The following is a 19,850-nucleotide window of genomic DNA, read 5'->3' as shown; positions in this document are numbered from 1 at the left end:
CGGCGGCGGCCGGTCCAGCACCGGAGCGGTTCGGTCACGGGATGTCCTCCGGTACGACCCCGCCCGGGAAGGCGGCGACGGCGGTGGTCGGGCGGGTGGGGTCGGCGAACGCCGGCGCGTCCAGCTCGCCGACGCGCAAGGGCCGCAGCCCGCGGGTGAGGGCTGCGGCGATACGGACGCGGGCGCGGTTGGCGTCACCCACCCGGCCCATCTGCAGGTCGTCGAAGTGGACCGGCGGGCCGACGTGCACCCGCAGCACCGGCCGCCGGACGACCGCGCGCACCAGCGTGCGGAGCTTGCCCCAGTCGTTGCCGTACTGCAGCACCTCGTGGGCGCCCCACTGGCTGACCGGGATGACCGGCACGCGCAGACCCAGGGCCAACCGGGCCATGCCGGTGCGCCCCCGCTCGGGCCAGAAGTCCGGCGCCAGCCCGACCCGCCCCTCCGGGTACGCGACGACGTGCCCACCGTGCACCAGCGCCACCTCGGTGACCCGGACGGCGTGCCGCGCGAGCTCGGTGCCCCGCTCCACGCGGATGGCGCCGGTGCGCTCCAGCAGCGGGCCGGCCACGGGGGCGGACATGATCCCGCCCGTCGCCATGATGCGCGGCATGACGCCCAGCCGGGCGAGGGCGACGGCGACGACGAACGGGTCGAAGTCACCGATGTGGTTGGCCGCCAGCAGCAGCGGCCCCCGGCGGAGCTCCTCGGGGATGCTGCCGGTGACCTCCACCCGGCCGAAGATGCTCACCAGCCAGGAGAAGCGGCGCAGCAGCAGCCGCCACAGCCACCACGGTGGCGCCACCGCGATCGCCAGCTCCCGGGCGAACCACTCCGGGTCGTCGGGCCGGACCAGGTCGGCGAGGTCCTGCGGCAGGGGCGGCGTGCGCGGGTGCCAGCTGCGCAGCCGCCCGCCGAGGCTCACCGCCCCGCCCACTGGCCGCGCTTCTCCAGCAGCTCGCGGATCATGGCCGGCCGGTCGGTCATGATCCCGTCCACCCCGAGGTCGAGCATGGCCTCGGCCTCGACCGGGTCGTCCACCGTCCACACGTGCACCTGCAGGCCCCGCGCGTGCGCCGCCGCCAGGAACCGCTCGTCGACCAGAGCGCGCCCGCCGAGCTGCAGCGGCACCTGCGCGCAGCCGGCCTGGATGCGAACCAGGCCCGCCGCCCGGGGGGAGTAGGAGGACAGCCGCAGCGCGGCGACCCCGCGGGGCCCCAGCGACGTGCACACCGACGGCCCGAACAGCCGCCGGGCCGCGGCGATCCGCGCGTCGGAGAAGGAGCCGAGGCAGATGCGGTCGGCCACCTGCATCCGCCGTACGAGGCGGACCAGGGGGGCGAGCACACCGGCGGCCTTGATGTCGAGGTTGAACCGGACGTCCGGCCAGGCGGCCAGGAGGTCCTCCAGCCGCACCACCGGTTCCCGGCCGCCGATCCGCGCCTCGCTGATCTGCGCCCATCTCAGGGCGTCGATGCGGCCGGGCTGCGAGGTGACCCGCTCCAGCGTCGGGTCGTGGAACGCCACCAGGACGCCGTCCGCGGTCACCTGGACGTCGGTCTCCAGGTACCGGTAGCCCATCTCCACGCAGGCCTGGAAGGCCGGCATGGTGTTCTCCAGGTGCTCGATCGCCCCGCCGCGGTGGGCCATGGCCAGTGGCGTCGGTGCGTCGAGGTAGGCGAACCGCGCGGGAACCACGTGTTCACGCTAGTGGGAGCCCCGCCCGCGCCTTCGAGGCCCCGGTGCGGGTGGTGCAGGACCCCAGGCGTCGTGGTTCCGCCGGCCCGTTGTGGCGTGTCACCCCCGGCTGTCAGCACCGGCGTCTACCGTCCCGAGGCGTGGCACAGCAGCACGCGTCCGGCAGCACGACGTCCCTCCCCGTCCCGCCCCTCCCCAGCCGGGGGAGCGGCGAGCAGCGGCGCTGCGGGTGGTGCCGGCGGGTGCTGCCCGAGCAGGGCTCGGTCGGTCGGCCCCGGCTGTACTGCGGTCAGGCCTGCCGCCAGCGGGCCTACGAGCAGCGTGCGGCCACCCAGAAGGCCGGCCTGCCCGGTGACGTGGTGCTGGTGTCCCGCGCCGATCTCGACGGGTTGCAGGACCGGCTGTTCCAGTTGCGCTGCGCACTGGAGGACGTGCAGACCATGCTCGGCGAGCGCCCGACCAAGGCCGAGCTCGAGCGCTCGCTGGCCGATCTGGTGCGCTCCACCGGTCGGCTCGACCGCCTGTGGGTCACCGAGCGCTCGAGCTGACGAGCTCCTCCGGTCAGTCCGGGTCGGTCGTGTCGTCGTCCAGGTCGTCCTGGTCCTGCTCCGGGTTGCTGTTGTCCGGCAGGTTCCCCTGGTCCTCGCTGCCCGGGTCGCTCCCGCCGGTGTTCTCGCTGTCGTCGGTCGACCCGTCGTTCTGGTCCTGTCCTGCAGCTTGGCACGCAGTCATCGTGGCGCCCCCTCCGAAGAGCGCAAGAGCGGCGAACAGCGCGGCAAGCGGTCGTCGGATCTGCATGGCTCGACCCTACGAACACCGGCTGCCAACCGCCCGTCGAAGCCCGCTACACCCGTGCACTTACGTCACTGTTACGTAAGTGCACGGGTGTAGCGAGACAGGGGGAGGAGGGTCCCTGGCGCCGCCTGTCGGCCGAACGGCGCTCGACGGGTGCACATCCGGTCCTGCACGTACGTCGCTATCAAGATCATCAAGGATCAAGATCGACATGCGGGGGAGTGAGACGGGGACCCTGAGAGTCGTCGGGCGACCCGGATCGTGCCGAGCCACGCCGCTGGGGCGACGGAGAGCCGGGAGCGGGCGGGTGGGCGGGTGCCCGGCGCGGTCGACGACGACGGCTACGCGACTCGGACTGCACCGGCTGTCCACGCGACGATGCCGGACCGGGGGGCGCGCAGAAGCCCGAGATCATGACCCCCTTCCCGAAGCCTGACCACGACGCCGATAATCAACGTTATGTCAACTCGTCTGGACGAGCGCTACGTCGGTGCCCTCCTCGGATCACGCCGGCACCGGTCGCCTGGCGTCGCCCAGTTCCCGTGACCTGCAGGATGACCGCATGACAGTCGCGTGGACCTACGTGGGTCGCTGCTGGACCAACGGCGAGCCGTTCCTCGCCCTCGATGCAGACCTCCTCCCGTCCTGGCACGGCATGTCCGGGCAGGCCTACGAGGCGCTGGTACCGCAGCTGACCTACGAGCTCACCGCCGTCGCGGTGGGCCCCGGCACCGCCGGCCTCGTGCTCACCGACCCCGAGATCGGCGACGAGGGTTGGCTGGAGGTCTTCCGCGCCGACGACGGCAGCGTCGCCGTCGTCCAGGTCGACGCCGAGGACTACCGCGGCACGCTGGACGCCGCGCTGGCCTTCCCGGCCACGGACGACCAGGGCGGTGACGTGGTCCCGGTGCCCAGCGGGCGGCTGGCTTTCGTCAGCGCGGCACTGGACGGCACCGGTGACGACGGCGCCTTCCTGCTGCCGGAGTCCCCCGGCCCGACGCCGGACTCCGACCAGCTGGACGACGACACCGCCACCGACGCGAGCCCGCTGCTCGTCGTCCCCCCGGGCTCCTTCCGGCTGTCGGTCCGGTGGCGCACCGAGCTCTACCAGGACGCCGCCTTCGCCCGGTGGCTGTTCACCCGCACGGGCTGACCGCTCACTTCCGCCGCCCGTGCCGGTTCCCTCCCCGTGTACACCTCGCCCTGCTCCCCCGGAGGTCTCCGTGCCCGGCACCGTGCGGCCGCTCTCCCGGGCCGTCGAACGACATGCCCTGCGGGCAGCGCGTCGCGCACGTCTGAGACCCCGACGGCAACGCGGGGAACCTGACGCAGCAGCTGTGACCCGTTCCCCGGTTCCACCCGTGGCGCACGGGTAGCGGCTGTCCAGAAGTCCCATCTGCCAGGAGGAGCCATGACGGAGCAGCGGCCCGACACCGACGAGAAGCAGGAGCCGGGCGGCACGCCGTCGCCCGGGCCGGAAAACCTGATCGACAAGCCGGCCACGCCCGGCGGCGACGGCGCCGGCGTCGTGCCGGGCGCGTACCAGGCCGACGAGGCGGACAAGGAGCGCGGCAAGGCCGTCAAGCCCGGGAACTAGCAGCCGTCAGGGCCGGGCCAGACCGGCGACGACGGCGTCGAGGGTCCGCGCCACGCCGGCCGACACCTGGGTGAGCGGCAACCGGCACTCGGGTGAGCGGAGCAGCCCGAGCCGCAAGAGGCAGTACTTCAGCGGCATCGGGTTGGACTCGGCGAAGAGCAGCGGGATCATCGGCGCCACCGTCCGCCATGCCCCGCGCGCACGGCGCACGTCCTGCGCGGGCAGGTAGACGCCGTGCAAGCCCGTCATGCTCGCCCCCGATCCTCACCGCGACCGACCTGGCCGTGCCCCGATCGAGGTGACGCGCCGCACCGTCCCCCGGCGTCGCCCCCTACCGGTCGCGCCACCGCCGGCCCTGCAGCCACCACTGCAGGCGCGCGGTGATCCACGGCAGCAGCAGGTAGGTCATCACCGGCGTGAGCACCACGGTGACGGCGAGGACCCGCAGCACCACGTGCAGGTCCGCCAGCGCCGCACCCAGGGTGACCGTGGCCAGCAGGTTCACCGGGAAGAAGACCAGCCAGATCGTGACGGCCTGCTTCCACCTCGGCGGGGCGGTTGCGGCCGGGACGGCGCTGACCTCCTCGGCCACCGGGGAGTCGAACCAGCCCTCGATGCCGGTGCGCCGCTCGGTGCGGGTCACCTCCGCCAGCCCCTGGGCCGAACGCAGCCACCACTGCCGCTCGGAGGAGGCCTCCCAGGCCGCCAGCGTCGGCTGGTCGGCGAAGCGGGCGAGCATGTGCCACTCGTCGGCGTCGCGACGGGAGCGGACCCAGCCGCCCCCGAGGAAGCCGGGGAAGCTCTCGGCCATGCTGAGACCGGCGCGGATCCACGCCGTCATCTCCCGGGCGTGCGCCGGGTCGGCGCGGCGCGTGAAGGACACCGTCACCGGGAGGTCGTCCCGGATGAGAGGTGCGGACGTCGTCATGCCTCCAATATCAGGCCTCCGGCCGATCGAGGTGTCACCCGCGGCGGTGTGAGTCCGGCCTCCCTCCGGCGCCGACACCCCGCCGCTCCCCCGCCGCGCCCAGGTCGGTGCGCGAGACTCCGGGCGTGGAGGCCCTCGCCCGGTTCTGGGAGCGCGTGACGGCGACGGTGCCGGACCTCTCGACCACGGTGCTCCTGGGCACCGCGGCGGCCGCGGCCGTCCTGGTCCTCTCCCCCACGCTGTGGCGTCCGGCGCGCAACGTCGTCACCATCGCCCACGAGGGCGCCCACGGGCTGGTCGCGCTCGCGGCCGGGCGGCGGCTGTCGGGCATCCGGCTGCACTCGGACACCTCCGGCCTGACCGTCTCCGCCGGCCGGCCGACCGGCCTGGGCATGGTCCTCACCTGCGCCGCCGGCTACATCGGCCCCGGCCTCTTCGGGCTGGGCGCCGCCGCCCTGCTGTCGGCCGGTCACGCCATCGGGTTGCTCTGGGCCCTGCTGGTCCTGCTCGCGCTGCTCCTCGTGCAGATCCGGAACTGGTACGGGCTGTGGTCGGTGCTGGTCACCGGCGGCATCGTGTTCGCCGCCACCTGGTGGCTTCCCCCGGCCGGGCAGGCGGCGTTCGCCGCTCTCGCCACCTGGTTCCTGCTGCTGGCCGCGCCCCGTGCCGTGCTCGAGCTGCAGACAGCCCGGCGCCGACGTGGGGGCACCGACTCCGACGCCGACCAGCTGGCCCGGCTCACGCCCTTCCCCGCCCTCTTCTGGGTGGGCGTCTTCCTGGTCGTCGACGTTGCTGCCCTGGGTCTGGGCGCGAGGTGGCTGCTCGGCTGAACCCCGGCGAAAGTCGGTTCGTTGTTGGGGATAACGGTCGATCACGGTGCAGAGGGGCGGTGCGCTGCGGACGGCTGCCCGACCGCTGTGCGGGTGGATCACCTGCTGCGGGCATCGTGCAGCGCCCCTGGCGCAGGTGCAGCGCCCCTGGCGCAGGTGCCGCACCCCCACAGCCGGTGAGCCGGAGGCGGGCGGTAGGCGGGGCGCGTCGCTCAGAGGCGGGAGCGCCGGCGGGGTTCGCAGCCGGGGGGCTGCCGCACCGGGTCCACCTTCGGCGCGGGCGGGATGCCCAGCACCAGGTCGGCGTGGTCGACCACCACCTGCCGGCCGTGGTGGCGGATGTCCAGCGGGTCGCCGTCGACCAGCCGGTAGGTGGCCTTGTCCGGTTCCACGGTGACGGTGAGCTTGCGGCCGCGGTACACGACCCGGAAGCGCAACCGGGTGATGCGGCTGGGCAGCCGCGGGGCGAACGTCAGCTCGCCGCCGTGGTCGCGCAGGCCGCCGAACCCGGCGACGGCGACGGTCCACCCGCCGGCCAGCGAGGCGATGTGCAGCCCGTGCCCGGAGTTGGAGTGCAGGTTCTGCAGGTCGGTCAGTGCCGCCTCGGCCCAGTACTGGTGCGCCAGTTCCAGGTGCCCGGTCTCCGCGGCCACGACCGCCTGCTGGCTGGCCGACAGCGACGAGTCCCGGGTGGTGCGCGCCTCGTAGTAGGCGAAGTCGGCGATCTTCTCCTCGAGGGTGAAGGCGTCGCCGCGCAGGTGCAGGGCCATGACCAGGTCGGCCTGCTTGACCACCTGCTTGCGGTAGATCTCGAAGTACGGGTAGTGCAGCAGGAGCGGGTAGTGGCTCTGCGGCGTGCCCTCGAAGTCCCACTCCTCGTGGTGGGTGAACCCGTCGGACTGCATGTGCACGCCGCGCTGGGTGTCGTAGGGCACCGCCATGAGCGAGGCGGCCCGCAGCCACTCCTCGACCTCGTCCCCGGTCACGTCGAGGCGTGCGGCCACCTCCGGCTGGCGGCTCACCGCGGCCGCCGCCTCGCGCAGGTTCCGCTGCGCCATCAGGTTCGTGTAGACGTTGTTGTCCACGACGGCGGTGTACTCGTCGGGCCCGGTGACGCCGTCGATGCGGAAGCCGTGCTCGGGGTCGAAGTGCCCGAGGGAGGCCCACAGCCGAGCCGTCTCGACGAGGAGCTCGGCGCCGAAATCGCGGTCGAAGTCGTCGTCGAGGGTGGCGTGCACGTACCGGGCCACGGCGTCGGCGATGTCGGCGTTGATGTGGAAGGCCGCCGTCCCCGCCGGCCAGTACCCGGAGGTCTCCTCGCCCCGGATGGTGCGCCAGGGGAACGTCGCGCCGTGCAACCCGAGCTCCCGTGCCCGCTCCCGGGCCAGCGGGAGCGTGGAGTGCCGCCAGCGCAGGGCGTCCCGCGCGGCGGAGGGCGCGGTGTAGGTGAGCACCGGCAGCACATAGGTCTCGGTGTCCCAGAACGTGTGCCCGTCGTACCCGGGCCCGGTGAGGCCCTTGGCGGGGATCGCCTGCCGCTCGCCGCGCAGACCGGCCTGCAGGACGTGGAACATCCCGACGCGGACGGCCTGCTGCAGCTCGTCGTCGCCCTCGATCTCGACGTCGGCCTCGTCCCAGTGCTGGGCGAGCAGCTCCCGCTGCTCCTGCAGCAGCCGGTCGAAGCCGGCCAGCTTCGCCGTGGCGAGCGCGGCCTCCACCTGGTCGCGCAGCGCCGGGCCGGACCGGCGGGAGGACCAGCCGTAGGACAGGAACTTGACCAGCTTCAGCGATCCGCGCGGCGGGATGCGGGCGGCCAGCGAGTACCTCGCCAGGTCGCCGACGGCCTCGATGTCCTCGGTGCAGCTGTCCGGGATGTCGATGACGTGGTCCATGCCGGCAGCCATCCGCAGCCGGCTGCGCTTGGTGCGGTGCACGAGCACCGCCCGGCGGCCGCGGGCGGCGGCCAGCTCGCACTGCAGCGGGGAGGCCAGCGCCGCCGCGGCGCGGGGGTCGTCCTGATCGGCGGCCGTGCCGTCCTCGTTCGCCAGGAGGTCCGACTGCAGGGCGACGTAGAGGTCCCCCAGGTCGTCGGTGACCTCCACCTGGTACTCGATCGCGGCGATGGACCGCCGGGCGAGCGACACCAGCCGGGTGCTGGTCACACGCACACAGCGCCCACCCGGCGAACGCCACTCCGTCGACCGGCGCAGCACCCCCGCGCGCAGGTCCAGCGTCCGGCGGTGGTCGATGATCTCGCCGTAGTTCAGGTCGAGCGGCGAGTCCTTGACCAGCAGCCGGATGAGCTTGCCGTCGGTGACGTTGACGACCGTCTGCCCCATCTCGGGGAAGCCGTAGCCCGCCTCGGCGTAGGGCAGCGGCCGCTCCTCGAAGAAGCCGTTGAGGTAGGTACCCGGGACGACGACCGGTTCCCCCTCCTCGAACGAGCCGCGCATCCCGATGTGCCCGTTGGCCAGGGCGAACACCGACTCGTGCACGGCCAGCGAGGCGTGGTCCAGCCCCACCTCGGTGAGCGACCACGGCTCGATCGGGAAGACCGCGCGCCCCTCGGTCACCGCCCCTCCCCCATCAGCTGGTCCAGGTCGGTCACGACGACGTCGGCGCCGGCCGCGCGCAGGCCGTCGGCCTGGCCCACCCGGTCGACCCCCACCACGAAGGCGAAACCCCCGGCGCGGCCCGCGGCGACGCCGGCCAGGGCGTCCTCGAAGACCGCGGCCTCGCGCGGTTCGACTCCCAGGGCGCGCGCTCCCGCGAGGAAGGTGTCCGGCGCCGGCTTGCCGCGCAGCCCCTCCCGCCCGGCCACGACGCCGTCGACCCGGGTGTCGATCAGGTCGGCGAAGCCGCCGGAGGCCACCACCTGACCGCCGTTGGCCGACGCCGTGACCACCGCCGTGGCCAGCCCGGCCTCCTTGACCGCGCGCAGGTAGCGCACCGAGCCCTCGTAGACCTCGACGCCCTGCTCCTCGAGCTCGCGCAGCACCAGCTCGTTCTTGCGGGTGGCCACGCCGGCCACGGTCGCGGCGTCCGGGGCGTCGCCGGCCGCGCCCTCGGGGAGCGTGATGCCCCGGCTCGCCAGGAAGTCCCGGACGCCGTCGGCGCGCGGTTTGCCGTCCACGTACCGGTTGTAGTCCTCCTGCGTGAACGCCGGCGCCGCCGGATCGGTCGCGCGCAGGAACTCGTCGAAGGTCCGCTTCCAGGCCGCCATGTGCACGGTCGCCGTGCGGGTGAGGACGCCGTCGAGATCGAACAGGCACGCACGGACGCCGGCGGGCAGACCGAGCTCTCGCGGAGTGGGCACGGCGCGACGCTACCGGCGACCGATGACACGCACGTGGTGGACCTGCGACGTCCCCGTGTCCACGGCGCGGGCGGCCGACGGGCGCGCGGGGCTGCCGCTGCCTAGGGTCGCGACGGGACGGCACACCGCACCCGACAGGCCGTTCCCCCAGCGATCGAGGGAGAGACCACCATGGCCGACCGGCCCACCCCGCCGAACCCGTACGACTTCCTGCCCCAGGTGCCGGGTTTCGACGTCACGAGCAGCGACGTCACCGACGGGCAGGTGCTGCCCGTGCCGCACGTCAGCGGCGTGATGGGCGCCGGCGGCGAGGACCGCTCACCGCAGCTGTCCTGGTCGGGCTTCCCCGAGGGCACGAAGAGCTTCGCCGTCACGGTCTACGACCCCGACGCCCCGACCGCCAGCGGGTTCTGGCACTGGGCGGTCGCCAACATCCCGGCCTCGGTCACCGAGCTGCCCTCCGGAGCCGGTGACAAGGACTCCCCGCAGCTGCCCGAGGGGGCGCTGCAGCTGCGCAACGACGGCGGGTTCGCCGGGTACGTAGGCGCCGCTCCCCCGGCCGGCCACGGGCCGCACCGGTACTTCGTGGTCGTGCACGCCGTCGACACCGAGCGGCTGGACGTCGACGGCGACACCACCCCGGCCGTCCTGGGCTTCAACCTCTTCTTCCACACGCTCGCGCGGGCGACCCTGGTCCTCACGTACGAGCAGCAGTGAGCCGGGCTGCCGGCGTTCAGGCCTCGGGCGCCGGCAGCTCCGCGACCCCGGTGGTCGCGATCCGGGCGAAGCCGATCCGCTCGTAGACGCGGGCGACGTCGTCGTCACCGGCGGCGAGGAACACCAGGTCGGCCGTCTCGCGGGCGTGGGCGACCAGCGCCGAGACCAGGCCGGCGCCCAGTCCGCGGCCGCGCAGGCGGGGCAGCGTGGCCACCCCCACGACCTCGCTGACCTGGGAGTCGTCGTCGATGTCGATCGGCTGGTGGGAGCCGACCGCCACCGGCTCGCCGTCCTCCATCGCCACCATCATCACGGTGCGGCCGTCGGCGATCCGCTCGCGCAGGACGGCGGTGCGCGCCGCGGCCTCCGGCGAGGTGTCCAGGGGCGCGTCCCCCACGTCGGCCGCGCCGCCGGGGTGGGCGAACGCGATGGCCGCGATCTGCTGGAACCGCGGCAGTGCGGGGTCGTCGGCGCCCACGAGGAACAGCCGCACGCCGACCGGCAGCACCAGGTCGACGGGGTCGTCGGCGACCAGCAGCGGGAGGTCCTCCACCGGCATGCCGGCGGCGCGCGCCGCGGCCGCCACCTCCGGGGAGCACTCGTGGATCCACTCCAGCGCGGCGGGCAGGCCGGCGGCCTGCTGCAGGACGATCGCGGCACGCACGTCCTCGACGGTCACCGGGTTCTCGTCCGCGTCGCGGCGGGGCCGGGCCGGGAAGGGCCAGGCCGGATCGGCGATGGGCACGTCGAGCGCGCCGGCACGCTCGACGCGGGCGTCCGGCAGCGGTGCGGCGGCGAAGTAGCGCTCGATGCACTCGAGCAGTCCCGGGCGGGAAGGCACGTCCCGAACCCTAGACGTGCGGCGCCGTCCGGGGGTCCGCGCACCGCCCGGCGGCAGCCGGCCACACCCGCCCGGGTGACCCGCGCGCAGGCCGCCGGCGGGTCAGACGGCACGATGGTCGCCGTGACGGCTGGGACGCGCGGCTCCATCTCGCCCTACGCGGTGTTCGACCGGGACTCGTGGCGGGCGCTCGCGGCCGGGTCCCGGCTGCCCCTGGACGAGGCCGAACTGGAGGAGCTGGCGTCCCTCGGCGACCGGATCGACCTCGACGAGGTCGCCACGGTCTACCTGCCGCTGGCCCGGCTCCTCGACCTGCACGTGGCTGCCAGCCGCCGGCTGTGGGCCGCGCAGAGCGAGTTCCTCGGGGACTCCACGGCCAAGGTGCCCTTCGTCGTCGCCGTGGCCGGCAGCGTCGCCGTCGGCAAGAGCACGACCTCCCGCCTGCTGCAGACGCTCCTGGCCGCCGGCCCCGGCGCACCCCGCGTGGACCTGGTCACCACCGACGGCTTCCTGCTGCCCAACAGCGCGCTCCAGGAGCGCGGGCTGCTCGGCCGCAAGGGCTTCCCGGAGAGCTACGACCGGCGGGCGCTGCTGCGCTTCCTCGCCGACGTGAAGTCCGGCCGCGAGGAGGTCTTCGCGCCGGTCTACGACCACCAGTCCTACGACATCGTGCCCGACGGCGCGCAGGCCGTGGACCGGCCGGACATCCTCGTCGTGGAGGGGCTCAACGTCCTCCAGGCCGGCCGCCGCCAGGACGGCTCGGCGCCCGAGGTGTTCCTGTCGGACTTCTTCGACTTCTCCGTCTACGTCGATGCCGCCGAGGCCGACATCCAGCGCTGGTACGTGGAGCGGTTCCTGGCCCTGCGGCGGACGGCGTTCCAGGACAGCGGCGCCTACTTCCACCGCTTCGCCGGGCTGACCGACGACCAGGCCCGCGAGACCGCTCTGGACATCTGGTCGGCGGTCAACGGTCCCAACCTGCGGGACAACATCGCTCCCACGCGCTCCCGCGCCCGCCTGGTGCTGCAGAAGGCCGCGGACCACTCGGTCCGCCGGGTGCTGCTCCGCAAGCTCTGACACCGCGCGACACGCCGTGGCGAGCGGGCGGCGCACGCGCCGCGCCGTACCGCTATGGCAGGAAGTGACGACCCCTTCGGGTGATCAGGTGACCTGGATCACGTGACCTGGACCGCTCGACGTGCCGACACTATGGGTGTCGCGTAAGCGACCACGTACTGTTAGTGACTGGCCGGCTTCCTCCCGGCCGAATGGATGTGATCGCCATGTGCGCCCACCGCACGCCCTGCCCCGAGGCCACGAGCGAGGCCCGCGACCTCGCCGCCGTCGTCAGCAGCCACCCCGAGCAGGGGTGGCGGCTGCTGTGCAACGGCGTCGTCCTCTTCGACGACGACGGCGAGCTGCTCCCCGACGGCAGCGCCGTCGGGGACCACCACGTGTGGCTCGCCCCCCAGCCCGTCAGCGCCTGAGTCCTCGGGTCGGCAGGACCGCAAGGCACTGCACGGCACGCCCATGCGCCTGAATGCAGTTGTGCGCGTCGGACAACCGCATCCAGGCGCATGGGCGCAGAAGCACGCCGCACCGTCTTCGGCGTCGGCGTGCAGCGGCGGGCCGGGTCAGACCCCGGCGCCCACGACGTCCGCGGCGGTGCCCAGGTCGTCCGGAGCGCCCTGCGCCCGGTCGGGCACGGTCTCCGGCTCCTGGGGGCCGGTGTCGGCGAAAGCCTCCGGCGGCGGGCACGAGCAGACCAGGTTGCGGTCGCCGTAGGCCTGGTCGACCCGCCGGACCGGGCTCAGGTACCCCCGGCCCCGCAGCGCCGGCACCGGGTAGACCGCCTCCGTGCGCGGGTACGGCCGGCCCCACTCCCCCGCCAGCATCGCCAGCGTGTGCGGGGCGTTGCGCAGCGGGTTGTCGTCGGCGTCGTACTCGCCCGTGGCCACCTTCTCGATCTCGCCGCGGATGTGCACCATCGCCTCGACGAACCGGTCCAGCTCGGCCTTGTCCTCGCTCTCGGTGGGCTCCACCATCAGCGTCCCCGCGACCGGAAAGCTCATCGTCGGGGCGTGGAAGCCGAAGTCGATCAGCCGCTTGGCGATGTCGTCGTTGGTGATGCCGGTGGCCTTGGTGAGCGGCCGGATGTCGAGGATGCACTCGTGGGCCACCAGCCCGCCGGCCCCGGTGTAGAGCACCGGGTAGTGCTCCCGCAGCCGGGTCGCGAGGTAGTTGGCCCCGAGGACGGCGTGCTGGGTGGCCCTGGTCAGGCCGTCGGGGCCCATGAGCCGCAGGTAGGCCCAGGAGATCGGCAGGATGCCCGCCGAACCCCACGGCGCGCCGGAGACGACCGGCCCCTCGCTGCCCGTCCCGACCACCGGGTGGCCGGGCAGGAACGGCACCAGGTGCTCCTGGACCCCGATCGGGCCGACGCCCGGTCCCCCGCCGCCGTGCGGGATGCAGAACGTCTTGTGCAGGTTGAGGTGGCTGACGTCGGAGCCGAACCGGCCGGGGCGGGCCAGGCCCACCATGGCGTTGAGGTTGGCGCCGTCGACGTACACCTGGCCGCCGGCGTCGTGCACCGCGCCACAGATCTCCTGGATGTCGGTCTCGAAGACGCCGTGGGTCGACGGATAGGTGATCATCAGCGCGGCGAGCCGGTCGGCGTGCTGCTCGACCTTGCCGCGCAGGTCGGCGAGGTCGACGTTGCCCGCCTCGTCGCAGGCCACCACGACCACGCGCATGCCGGCCATGACCGCGCTGGCGGCGTTCGTGCCGTGCGCCGAGCTCGGGATGAGGCAGACGTCGCGCCCGGCCTCGCCGCGGGACCGGTGGTAGCCCCGGATGGCCAGCAGCCCGGCGAACTCGCCCTGCGAGCCGGCGTTGGGCTGCACGCTGACCGCCGCGTACCCGGTGACCTCGGCGAGCGCCGTGCACAGCTCGTCGATCAGCCGCGTGTAGCCGCGGGTCTGCTCCGCCGGGGCGAAGGGGTGCAGGTTCGCGAACTCCGGCCAGGTGACGGCGGCCATCTCCGTCGCGGCGTTGAGCTTCATGGTGCAGGAGCCCAGCGGGATCATGGTGCGGTCCAGCGCCAGGTCCTTGTCCGACAGGGCGCGGAGGTACCGCATCATCGCCGTCTCCGAGCGGTGCGCGGCGAAGACCGGGTGGGTGAGGAACGGCGTGCGGCGCCGCAACCCCGCCGGCAGCGCGTCCGCGCCGTCGTCGTCCGGCACGGCGTCGTCGGGAGGGACGCCGAAGGACTCCGCGACGGCGCGCAGGACCGCCGTCGTGGTGGTCTCGTCGCACGCAACCGCCACCGTGTCGTCGTCCACCAGGCGCAGGTTGACGCGCCGGGCGGCGGCCTCGGCGAGGACCTCGGCCGCGCGCCCGGGCACGCGCACCGCGATGGTGTCGAAGTAGGTCTCGTGCACCAGCCGCAGCCCGCCGGCCGTCAGCCAGCCGGCCAGGGTGGTGGCGCTGCGGTGCACGCGGGCGGCGATCGCCGCCAGCCCCTCGGGCCCGTGGTAGACGGCGTAGGCGCCGGCCATGACGGCCAGCAGCACCTGGGCGGTGCAGATGTTGCTGGTCGCCTTCTCGCGGCGGATGTGCTGCTCGCGGGTCTGCAGCGCCAGCCGGTAGGCGACGTCGCCGTCGGCGTCGACCGAGACGCCGACCAGCCGCCCGGGCAGCTGCCGGGCCAGGCCCTCGCGGACCGACAGGTAGCCGGCGTGCGGACCGCCGAAGCCGAGGGGGACGCCGAAGCGCTGACTGGTGCCGCAGGCGACGTCGGCGCCCCACTCCCCCGGCGCCTCGAGCAGCGTGAGTGCCAGCAGGTCGGCGGCGACGACGACGGCGGCACCGGCCTCGTGCGCGGCGGCGGCCAGCGCGCGGTGGTCGCGCACCGCGCCGCTGGCGCCCGGGTAGGACAGCAGGACGCCGAAGGCCCCCGCCTCGGGCAGATCGACCGGCCAGCCCGCGGACAGGTCGGTGACGTGCAGCCGGATGCCGAGGGGCTCCGCGCGGGTCCGCAGCACGCCGAGGGTCTGCGGCAGGGTGTCGGCGTCCACGACGAAGACCGAGTCCGGCCGGGCGCGGCCGGCACGGCGGACCAGGGTCATCGCCTCGGCCGCGGCGGTCGCCTCGTCGAGCATGGAGGCGCCGGCGACGGGCAGGCCGGTCAGGTCGGCGACCATGGTCTGGAAGTTGATCAGTGCCTCGAGCCGGCCCTGGCTGATCTCGGGCTGGTAGGGCGTGTAGGCCGTGTACCAGGCCGGGTTCTCCAGCACGCTGCGCTGGATCACCGGCGGGGTGACCGTGCCGGAGTAGCCCAGACCGATCAGCGAGGTGAACACCTCGTTGGCGGCCGCCCGCTCCCGCAGCAGGGCCAGGACCGCCGGCTCGTCCTCGGCCGGCGGCAGGGCGAGCGGCTCCCGGTCGCGGACGCCCTCGGGCACGCAGGCGTCGACCAGCGACTCCAGCGACGGATGGCCGACGACGGCGAGCATCTCGGCGGTCTCGCCGGGGCGGGGCCCGATGTGCCGGCCGGCGAAGGATCCGGCTGTGTCCAGGGAGGTCAGGGAAGGCAACGGCCCGGCGAGCGGCGGAGGGGTCTTCCCCGTCGCCTCCCCCGCGGCCTCGGCACGGTGCACCATTCGTCCGACGCTACCAGCGACATTTGTCGTATCCGGCCGCGTCGATCGACCGCCCCGGGGCGCGCCCGTCCGGGCGTCAGCCGGGCAGCTCGGCGGCCATGGGCCCGCCCGCCGGCGGCGGCGTCCGAGTGGCGCGGGGACCGACCCGTGGCAGCGGCGGGACGACGGTCGGAGACCCGCAGCGAGCGCAGGTGGAACCGGGCGTCGGCGTGCTGCCGCAGGAGCGCGGCTCAGGTGCGGCCCGGCGTCACGGGGCCGGAACCCGTGCCCGAGCCGCGAACCTCAGGCGGTGGCGGCGCGGCGACGACGGCGCATGGAGAGCTCGTCGTCGGACGGCACGACCTGGCCGCCGTCGATGCGCTCGGCGGGCAGCTCGGCCAGCTCGCCGGACAGCTCCCGGAGCGCGCCCGAGACGGCAATGCCGAAGACGCCTTGGCCGCCGGCCAGCAGGTCGACGACCTCCTCGGCCGAGGTGCACTCGTAGACCGTGGCGCCGTCGGAGAAGAGCGTGACGTTGGCCAGCTCCTTCACGCCGCGCTGGCGCAGGTGGTCGACGGCCTTGCGGATGTTCTGCAGCGAGACCCCGGTGTCCAGCAGCCGCTTGACGACCTTGAGCACGAGGATGTCGCGGAAGGAGTACAGCCGCTGGGTGCCCGAGCCCGTGGCGCTGCGCACGGACGGGGCCACGAGGCCGGTGCGGGCCCAGTAGTCCAGCTGTCGGTAGGTGATCCCGGCAGCGGCGCAGGCGGTCGGGCCGCGGTAACCGACGAGGTCGGTGTCGACCTCGTCGTACTGCGGTGCCCCGACGGCGGCGTCGCTGAACAGCTGACCCTGGGAGCCGTTGCTCTGGTCGCTCACGTCCAGCGTCCTCCTCTGTCCCGCCACCGTCAGCAGCAGGTCGACGGTCCATCGCCCGGGAACCCAGGTGTCACACCGTTGTTGTCCGCCGACGGTAAGCCGGGCCAGGAGGCCGGTCAACTGAGCGGGGCGGCGTGTCGCCACACCTGCCCCATTTGGAGTGATGGTCCGGGGCGCACCTGCCGATAGGAACCTGTTGGGCTCAGGTGGGGTTGCCACCGGAGCCGGAACCGGCTCCGAAGTCCTCCGGCGAGATCTGGTCGAGGAACTCGCGGAACTTCTCGACCTCGTCCTCCTGCTCGTCGGGGATCTCGATCCCCACCTCGTCGAGGAGGTCGTCGGCGCCGTAGATCGGTGCGCCGGTGCGCACCGCCAGCGCCACCGCGTCGGAAGGCCGGGCGCTGACCACGCGCTCGTCACCGAAGACCAGCTCGGCGATGTAGATGCCGTCGCGCATCTCGGTGATGTTGACCGCCTCCAGCTCCGCGCCCAGCGTCCGCACGACCTCGCGGAGCAGGTCGTGCGTCATGGGGCGGGCCGGGCGGACACCCTGCTGCTCGAACGCGATGGCGGCTGCCTCGACGGCGCCGATCCAGATGGGCAGGTAGCGCTCACCCTGCGTCTCCTTGAGCAGCAGGATGGGCTGGTTGCCCGGCAGTTCGACGCGGACGCCGACGACTCGAAGCTCCTGCACGGTGCGGCTCCTCGGCTGCGGCCCGGGGGGTCGGGCGGGACGGTCTGGACAGGCGGCCGGTCACTGTCGGGCCGTCGACGGGATCGGACGGCGACGGCTCCACGGTACGCCCGGTCAGGGGCGCAGGAGGTCCCGCAGGCGCGTCTCGAGCAACGCCGTGTGCAACTGCGCGGACAGCGCGGCCAGTTCGGTCAGCTTCTCGGTGGCGCGCGTGCGCGCCTCCTCGGACCGGGCCCGCAGGACCGGTGCGACGAGCTGCTCCACGAGCCCGGCCTCGCGCTCCACCGCACTGCGGTAGACCCGCAGGTGGCGGGGCTCGATGCCGTGCCGGGCCAGCCCCGCGGCCGCCCGGGCGATGGGCAGGTCGCCGGCCGGGTGCCGCCCGTCGGCGTCGGTCGAGAGCAGCCCGAACTGGACGCAGTCGGCCAGCTGCCCGGGCTCGAGACCGGCGGCCCGGGCGAACTGCTCCGGGGTCAGCGGCGCCTCCTCCCCCTCCCCCGTCGAGGCGGGGGGTGGCGGGGCGGCGGCCGACGTGCCGGGCAGCGGCTCACCGCGGTCCAGCGCGTCCAGGTGGTCCTTGATGACCCGCAGCGGCAGGTAGTGGTCCCGCTGCGCGGTCAGCACGTAGCGCAGCCGGCTCACGTCGGCCCGCGAGAACTTCCGGTACCCCGACGGCGTGCGCTGCGGGTGGACCAGGTCCTCGGACTCCAGGTAGCGGATCTTGCTGATCGTCACGTCGGGGAAGTCGTCGCGAAGAACAGCCAGCACCTCACCGATGGTCAGGCGTGGCGTGTGCTGGTCGGCGGCGTCCCCGAGCGCGCGGTCGCGCTCGGGCACGCCCACTAGCGAGCGGCCGGCTCGCCGGTGCGCGGGCCGGTGAGGTACACGAGCCGGAACTTGCCGATCTGCACCTCGTCGCCGCCGGCCAGGTTCGCCACGTCCACCGGCTCACGGTTGACGTAGGTGCCGTTGAGGCTGCCGACGTCGTGCACCGAGAAGCCACCGCCCTCGCGGTGGAACTCGACGTGCCGGCGGCTCACCGTGACGTCGTCGAGGAAGATGTCGCTGTCGGGGTGGCGCCCTGCGGTCGTCACGTCCTGGTCGAGCAGGAAGCGGCTGCCGGCGTTGGGGCCGCGCTTGACCACCAGGAGCGCCGACCCGGCGGGCAGCGACTCGACGGCGGCGTGCGCCTCCGGGGTCTCGGTCGCCTCCGGCTGCTCGCCGGAGTCGTCACCGCCGACCTTGGGGATCACGCTGGTCGACTCGCCGACGCGCTCGGGAGCGAGAGCCGAGCCGCACTGCGCGCAGAAGCGACTGCCCTCGGGGTTCTCGTGGCCACAGCGAGTGCAGTGCACGTTGCTTCTCCTCCGGTGCGAGGGGCCCGCCGCGGGCCTCGGTACGGGCCGCGGGCGGCCGGCGGACGGTGGGCCGGTCAGCCCTCCGTGGTCGGCCGCCGCGGGAGCGGCGGACCGTGGGTCATGGAACCAGCCGGTCGGCCCGAGGGTCAACCGGACGTGCAGTGCGGGGCGGATGGGTTTCCCGCAGGTGACCCGGGTGGATCCGCCCCTTTCGAGATCATAGTGAGGCCGACCGGGAGTCAGCCTCCCGGCTGCCCGGTCACGAACCGTCGACCAGGGCCTGGTAGGCGGCGGCGTCGAGCAGCTGACCCAGCGGGTCACCGCCCTCGCCGGGGACGGCGATGTCGACCAGCCAGCCCTCGCCGTAGGGATCGGAGTTGACGGTCTCGGGGGCGTCGGCGAGCCGCTCGTTGACCGCGGCGACGGTGCCGGCGACCGGCGCGTAGAAGTCCGACACGGACTTGGTCGACTCCACCTCGCCGATGGCCGTCCCCGGCGCCACCTGGGCGCCGACCTCGGGCAGCTGGACGAAGACGATGTCCCCCAGCGCGTCCTGCGCGTGGTGGGTGATGCCGATCCGGACGACGGTCGACGTGCCGTCGGTGCCCTGGACCAGCGCCCACTCGTGCTGGTCGGTGTAGCGGCGGTCGTCGGGCGTGCTCATGCGGCGGCGTCTCCTCGTGAGGGAATGGAACGGCGTCGGTGCAGGGGCCCGCCTCGAGCGGAGCGAGAGGTGGGGGGCACCGAGGTCCTTACTCGGTGTCGGGGGCAGCGTATTGAGGTCGGTCGAGCGGCCGCAACGCGTCCACCACCAGCAGGTCGGACTGGCTGATCTGCACGCTGCCACCGCGGCCGCCGATCAGCTGCACGACCCCACCGGGGATGTTCATGGCGGTCGCCATGTTCTGGGGCTCTCCGATGACGACGAACTCGTAGGGCGAGCTGAGGTCCGTGCCGTCCACCTGCAGGTCCCCGGCCTTCCCCGTGACCGCCGAGGACAGCCCGATCCGGACGCCGTCGACCTGCATCGTCTCGGCCCCCGCGCCGCGCAGCTCCTGGATCACCTCGAGCAGGTCGGTGACCCGCACGTCGCCGGCGGGATCGCGGATGGCGAGCGTCATCCCCGGCCCCTGCGCGGGCAGCGTGCCGTTGAGGATGCCCAGCTCCTGCGCCCGCTGCCGCGCCTCCTCCAGGGCGGTCCCGGTGCGGCTGCCGGACCCGTTGAGCTCCTGCAGGGCCGAACGCTGCTCGGAGAGCTGCTGGCGGAGCCGGTCCTCGCGCAGGTTGAGCTCGTCGAGGATGCGCACGAGGTCCTCCTCGCGCGCGCCGGCCAGCACCTGGGCCTCGTCGGCGTTGCGGACCTGCACGGCGAGGGCGAAGCCCAGCAGCAGCGACAGGACGCCGATGAGCGCGGCAGCGACCAGGTCCCGCCGGCGGCGGGCCGTGCGCAGCGGGCCGGGTCCGACCTCCCCCGGTGCGACCGCCGGCTCGGCCGGGTCCGTCGCCGCGGGCCGGGCCGGCTCCGGCGGCGCCCCCGGCGGGGGTACCGCCGGCTCG

General features: G+C 73.9%; 22 protein-coding genes. 7 read left to right on the top strand and 15 right to left on the bottom strand.

Going from position 1 to position 19,850, the window contains the following annotated elements:
• Positions 1-34 precede the first annotated feature (34 nt).
• Positions 35-937 carry a lysophospholipid acyltransferase family protein gene (locus tag C5507_RS05190; RefSeq protein WP_242611022.1) on the bottom strand — a complete coding sequence of 301 codons (903 nt, stop codon included), beginning with the start codon at positions 935-937 and terminating at the stop codon, positions 35-37.
• Positions 922-1,698 (bottom strand): glycerophosphodiester phosphodiesterase family protein, encoded by a 777-nt coding sequence (locus tag C5507_RS05185; protein ID WP_207225695.1) that lies wholly within the window; start codon positions 1,696-1,698, stop codon positions 922-924. The genes C5507_RS05190 and C5507_RS05185 overlap by 16 nt, the downstream gene beginning before the upstream one ends.
• 140 nt (positions 1,699-1,838) lie before the next feature.
• Here C5507_RS05185 and C5507_RS05180 point away from each other — a divergent pair, with 140 nt between their 5' ends.
• Positions 1,839-2,246, top strand: coding sequence for a hypothetical protein (locus C5507_RS05180; protein WP_242611021.1), 408 nt, complete (start codon positions 1,839-1,841; stop codon positions 2,244-2,246).
• Between the two features lie 13 nt (positions 2,247-2,259).
• On the opposite strand, the gene C5507_RS05175 is transcribed toward C5507_RS05180, so the two are convergent.
• A complete protein-coding gene (locus C5507_RS05175) occupies positions 2,260-2,496 on the bottom strand; it encodes a hypothetical protein (protein ID WP_104527472.1) in 237 nt (78 codons plus the stop codon).
• A gap of 559 nt (positions 2,497-3,055) precedes the next feature.
• On the opposite strand from C5507_RS05175, the gene C5507_RS05170 reads away from it, so the two are divergent.
• Together C5507_RS05170 and C5507_RS05165 are read left to right on the top strand one after the other, a co-directional pair.
• Positions 3,056-3,646: a hypothetical protein gene (locus C5507_RS05170; protein ID WP_104527471.1), complete on the top strand. Its 591-nt coding sequence runs from the start codon at positions 3,056-3,058 to the stop codon at positions 3,644-3,646.
• 258 nt (positions 3,647-3,904) lie between these two features.
• On the top strand, positions 3,905-4,090 hold the full coding sequence (locus C5507_RS05165; protein ID WP_104527470.1) for a hypothetical protein: 186 nt from the start codon (positions 3,905-3,907) through the stop codon (positions 4,088-4,090).
• Between the two features lie 6 nt (positions 4,091-4,096).
• On the opposite strand, the gene C5507_RS05160 is transcribed toward C5507_RS05165, so the two are convergent.
• On the bottom strand, positions 4,097-4,339 hold the full coding sequence (locus C5507_RS05160) for a dihydrodipicolinate synthase family protein (RefSeq protein ID WP_104527469.1): 243 nt from the start codon (positions 4,337-4,339) through the stop codon (positions 4,097-4,099).
• Between the two features lie 82 nt (positions 4,340-4,421).
• Positions 4,422-5,018, bottom strand: a complete 597-nt coding sequence (locus C5507_RS05155) for an antibiotic biosynthesis monooxygenase (protein ID WP_104527468.1) — start codon at positions 5,016-5,018, stop codon at positions 4,422-4,424.
• 125 nt (positions 5,019-5,143) lie between these two features.
• On the opposite strand from C5507_RS05155, the gene C5507_RS05150 reads away from it, so the two are divergent.
• Entirely contained in the window at positions 5,144-5,848 is a 705-nt protein-coding gene (locus C5507_RS05150) for a M50 family metallopeptidase (RefSeq protein ID WP_242611020.1), read from the top strand.
• Positions 5,849-6,060: 212 nt separating this feature from the next.
• On the opposite strand, the gene C5507_RS05145 is transcribed toward C5507_RS05150, so the two are convergent.
• A complete protein-coding gene (locus C5507_RS05145; protein ID WP_104527467.1) occupies positions 6,061-8,421 on the bottom strand; it encodes a glycoside hydrolase family 65 protein in 2,361 nt (786 codons plus the stop codon).
• A complete protein-coding gene (locus C5507_RS05140; RefSeq protein ID WP_104527466.1) occupies positions 8,418-9,164 on the bottom strand; it encodes a beta-phosphoglucomutase family hydrolase in 747 nt (248 codons plus the stop codon). Before C5507_RS05140 ends, C5507_RS05145 begins: the two co-directional genes overlap by 4 nt.
• A 171-nt stretch (positions 9,165-9,335) precedes the next feature.
• Between C5507_RS05140 and C5507_RS05135 the strand changes: the two genes are divergently transcribed.
• Entirely contained in the window at positions 9,336-9,881 is a 546-nt protein-coding gene (locus C5507_RS05135; RefSeq protein ID WP_104527465.1) for a YbhB/YbcL family Raf kinase inhibitor-like protein, read from the top strand.
• Positions 9,882-9,897: 16 nt separating this feature from the next.
• On the opposite strand, the gene C5507_RS05130 is transcribed toward C5507_RS05135, so the two are convergent.
• A complete protein-coding gene (locus C5507_RS05130; protein WP_104527464.1) occupies positions 9,898-10,722 on the bottom strand; it encodes a GNAT family N-acetyltransferase in 825 nt (274 codons plus the stop codon).
• 114 nt (positions 10,723-10,836) lie between these two features.
• On the opposite strand from C5507_RS05130, the gene coaA reads away from it, so the two are divergent.
• Positions 10,837-11,799, top strand: a complete 963-nt coding sequence (gene coaA / locus C5507_RS05125) for a type I pantothenate kinase (protein WP_104527463.1) — start codon at positions 10,837-10,839, stop codon at positions 11,797-11,799.
• A gap of 206 nt (positions 11,800-12,005) precedes the next feature.
• Complete coding sequence (locus C5507_RS05120; RefSeq protein ID WP_104527605.1) at positions 12,006-12,209, top strand: DUF5999 family protein; 204 nt, start codon at positions 12,006-12,008, stop codon at positions 12,207-12,209.
• 147 nt (positions 12,210-12,356) lie between these two features.
• Here C5507_RS05120 and gcvP read toward each other — a convergent pair whose 3' ends face one another.
• The 7 genes from gcvP to C5507_RS05085 form a co-directional block, all read right to left on the bottom strand.
• Entirely contained in the window at positions 12,357-15,383 is a 3,027-nt protein-coding gene (gcvP, locus tag C5507_RS05115) for an aminomethyl-transferring glycine dehydrogenase (RefSeq protein WP_104527462.1), read from the bottom strand.
• Positions 15,384-15,665: 282 nt separating this feature from the next.
• Positions 15,666-16,241: a MerR family transcriptional regulator gene (locus tag C5507_RS05110; protein ID WP_104527461.1), complete on the bottom strand. Its 576-nt coding sequence runs from the start codon at positions 16,239-16,241 to the stop codon at positions 15,666-15,668.
• A gap of 202 nt (positions 16,242-16,443) precedes the next feature.
• Positions 16,444-16,935 (bottom strand): bifunctional nuclease family protein, encoded by a 492-nt coding sequence (locus tag C5507_RS05105; protein ID WP_104527460.1) that lies wholly within the window; start codon positions 16,933-16,935, stop codon positions 16,444-16,446.
• 114 nt (positions 16,936-17,049) lie between these two features.
• A complete protein-coding gene (ftsR, locus tag C5507_RS05100) occupies positions 17,050-17,772 on the bottom strand; it encodes a transcriptional regulator FtsR (RefSeq protein WP_104527604.1) in 723 nt (240 codons plus the stop codon).
• A gap of 5 nt (positions 17,773-17,777) precedes the next feature.
• Complete coding sequence (gene odhI, locus C5507_RS05095) at positions 17,778-18,290, bottom strand: oxoglutarate dehydrogenase inhibitor Odhl (protein ID WP_104527459.1); 513 nt, start codon at positions 18,288-18,290, stop codon at positions 17,778-17,780.
• A 262-nt stretch (positions 18,291-18,552) separates the two neighbouring features.
• Positions 18,553-18,957 carry a glycine cleavage system protein GcvH gene (gcvH, locus tag C5507_RS05090; protein WP_104527458.1) on the bottom strand — a complete coding sequence of 135 codons (405 nt, stop codon included), beginning with the start codon at positions 18,955-18,957 and terminating at the stop codon, positions 18,553-18,555.
• Between the two features lie 88 nt (positions 18,958-19,045).
• Positions 19,046-19,850 (bottom strand): DUF881 domain-containing protein (locus C5507_RS05085; protein WP_249027809.1); only part of this gene is annotated, 805 nt, incomplete at its 5' end.

Origin of the sequence: Blastococcus saxobsidens, from assembly GCF_002938435.1 — a bacterium.
GTDB lineage: Bacteria > Actinomycetota > Actinomycetes > Mycobacteriales > Geodermatophilaceae > Blastococcus > Blastococcus saxobsidens.
Note: the sequence above shows the minus strand (reverse complement) of the source record. Positions and strands in the feature narration are given on the sequence as shown.

Bases quoted from the DNA above. Each gene is read 5' to 3' on its own strand.
- C5507_RS05165 (WP_104527470.1), top strand. From the start codon at position 3,905: ATGACGGAGCAGCGGCCCGACACCGACGAGAAGCAGGAGCCGGGCGGC.
- C5507_RS05135 (WP_104527465.1), top strand. From the start codon at position 9,336: ATGGCCGACCGGCCCACCCCGCCGAACCCGTACGACTTCCTGCCCCAG.
- gcvP (WP_104527462.1), bottom strand. From the start codon at position 15,383: ATGGTGCACCGTGCCGAGGCCGCGGGGGAGGCGACGGGGAAGACCCCT.
- C5507_RS05160 (WP_104527469.1), bottom strand. From the start codon at position 4,339: ATGACGGGCTTGCACGGCGTCTACCTGCCCGCGCAGGACGTGCGCCGT.
- C5507_RS05120 (WP_104527605.1), top strand. From the start codon at position 12,006: ATGTGCGCCCACCGCACGCCCTGCCCCGAGGCCACGAGCGAGGCCCGC.
- C5507_RS05170 (WP_104527471.1), top strand. From the start codon at position 3,056: ATGACAGTCGCGTGGACCTACGTGGGTCGCTGCTGGACCAACGGCGAG.
- C5507_RS05155 (WP_104527468.1), bottom strand. From the start codon at position 5,018: ATGACGACGTCCGCACCTCTCATCCGGGACGACCTCCCGGTGACGGTG.
- gcvH (WP_104527458.1), bottom strand. From the start codon at position 18,957: ATGAGCACGCCCGACGACCGCCGCTACACCGACCAGCACGAGTGGGCG.
- C5507_RS05175 (WP_104527472.1), bottom strand. From the start codon at position 2,496: ATGCAGATCCGACGACCGCTTGCCGCGCTGTTCGCCGCTCTTGCGCTC.
- coaA (WP_104527463.1), top strand. From the start codon at position 10,837: ATGGTCGCCGTGACGGCTGGGACGCGCGGCTCCATCTCGCCCTACGCG.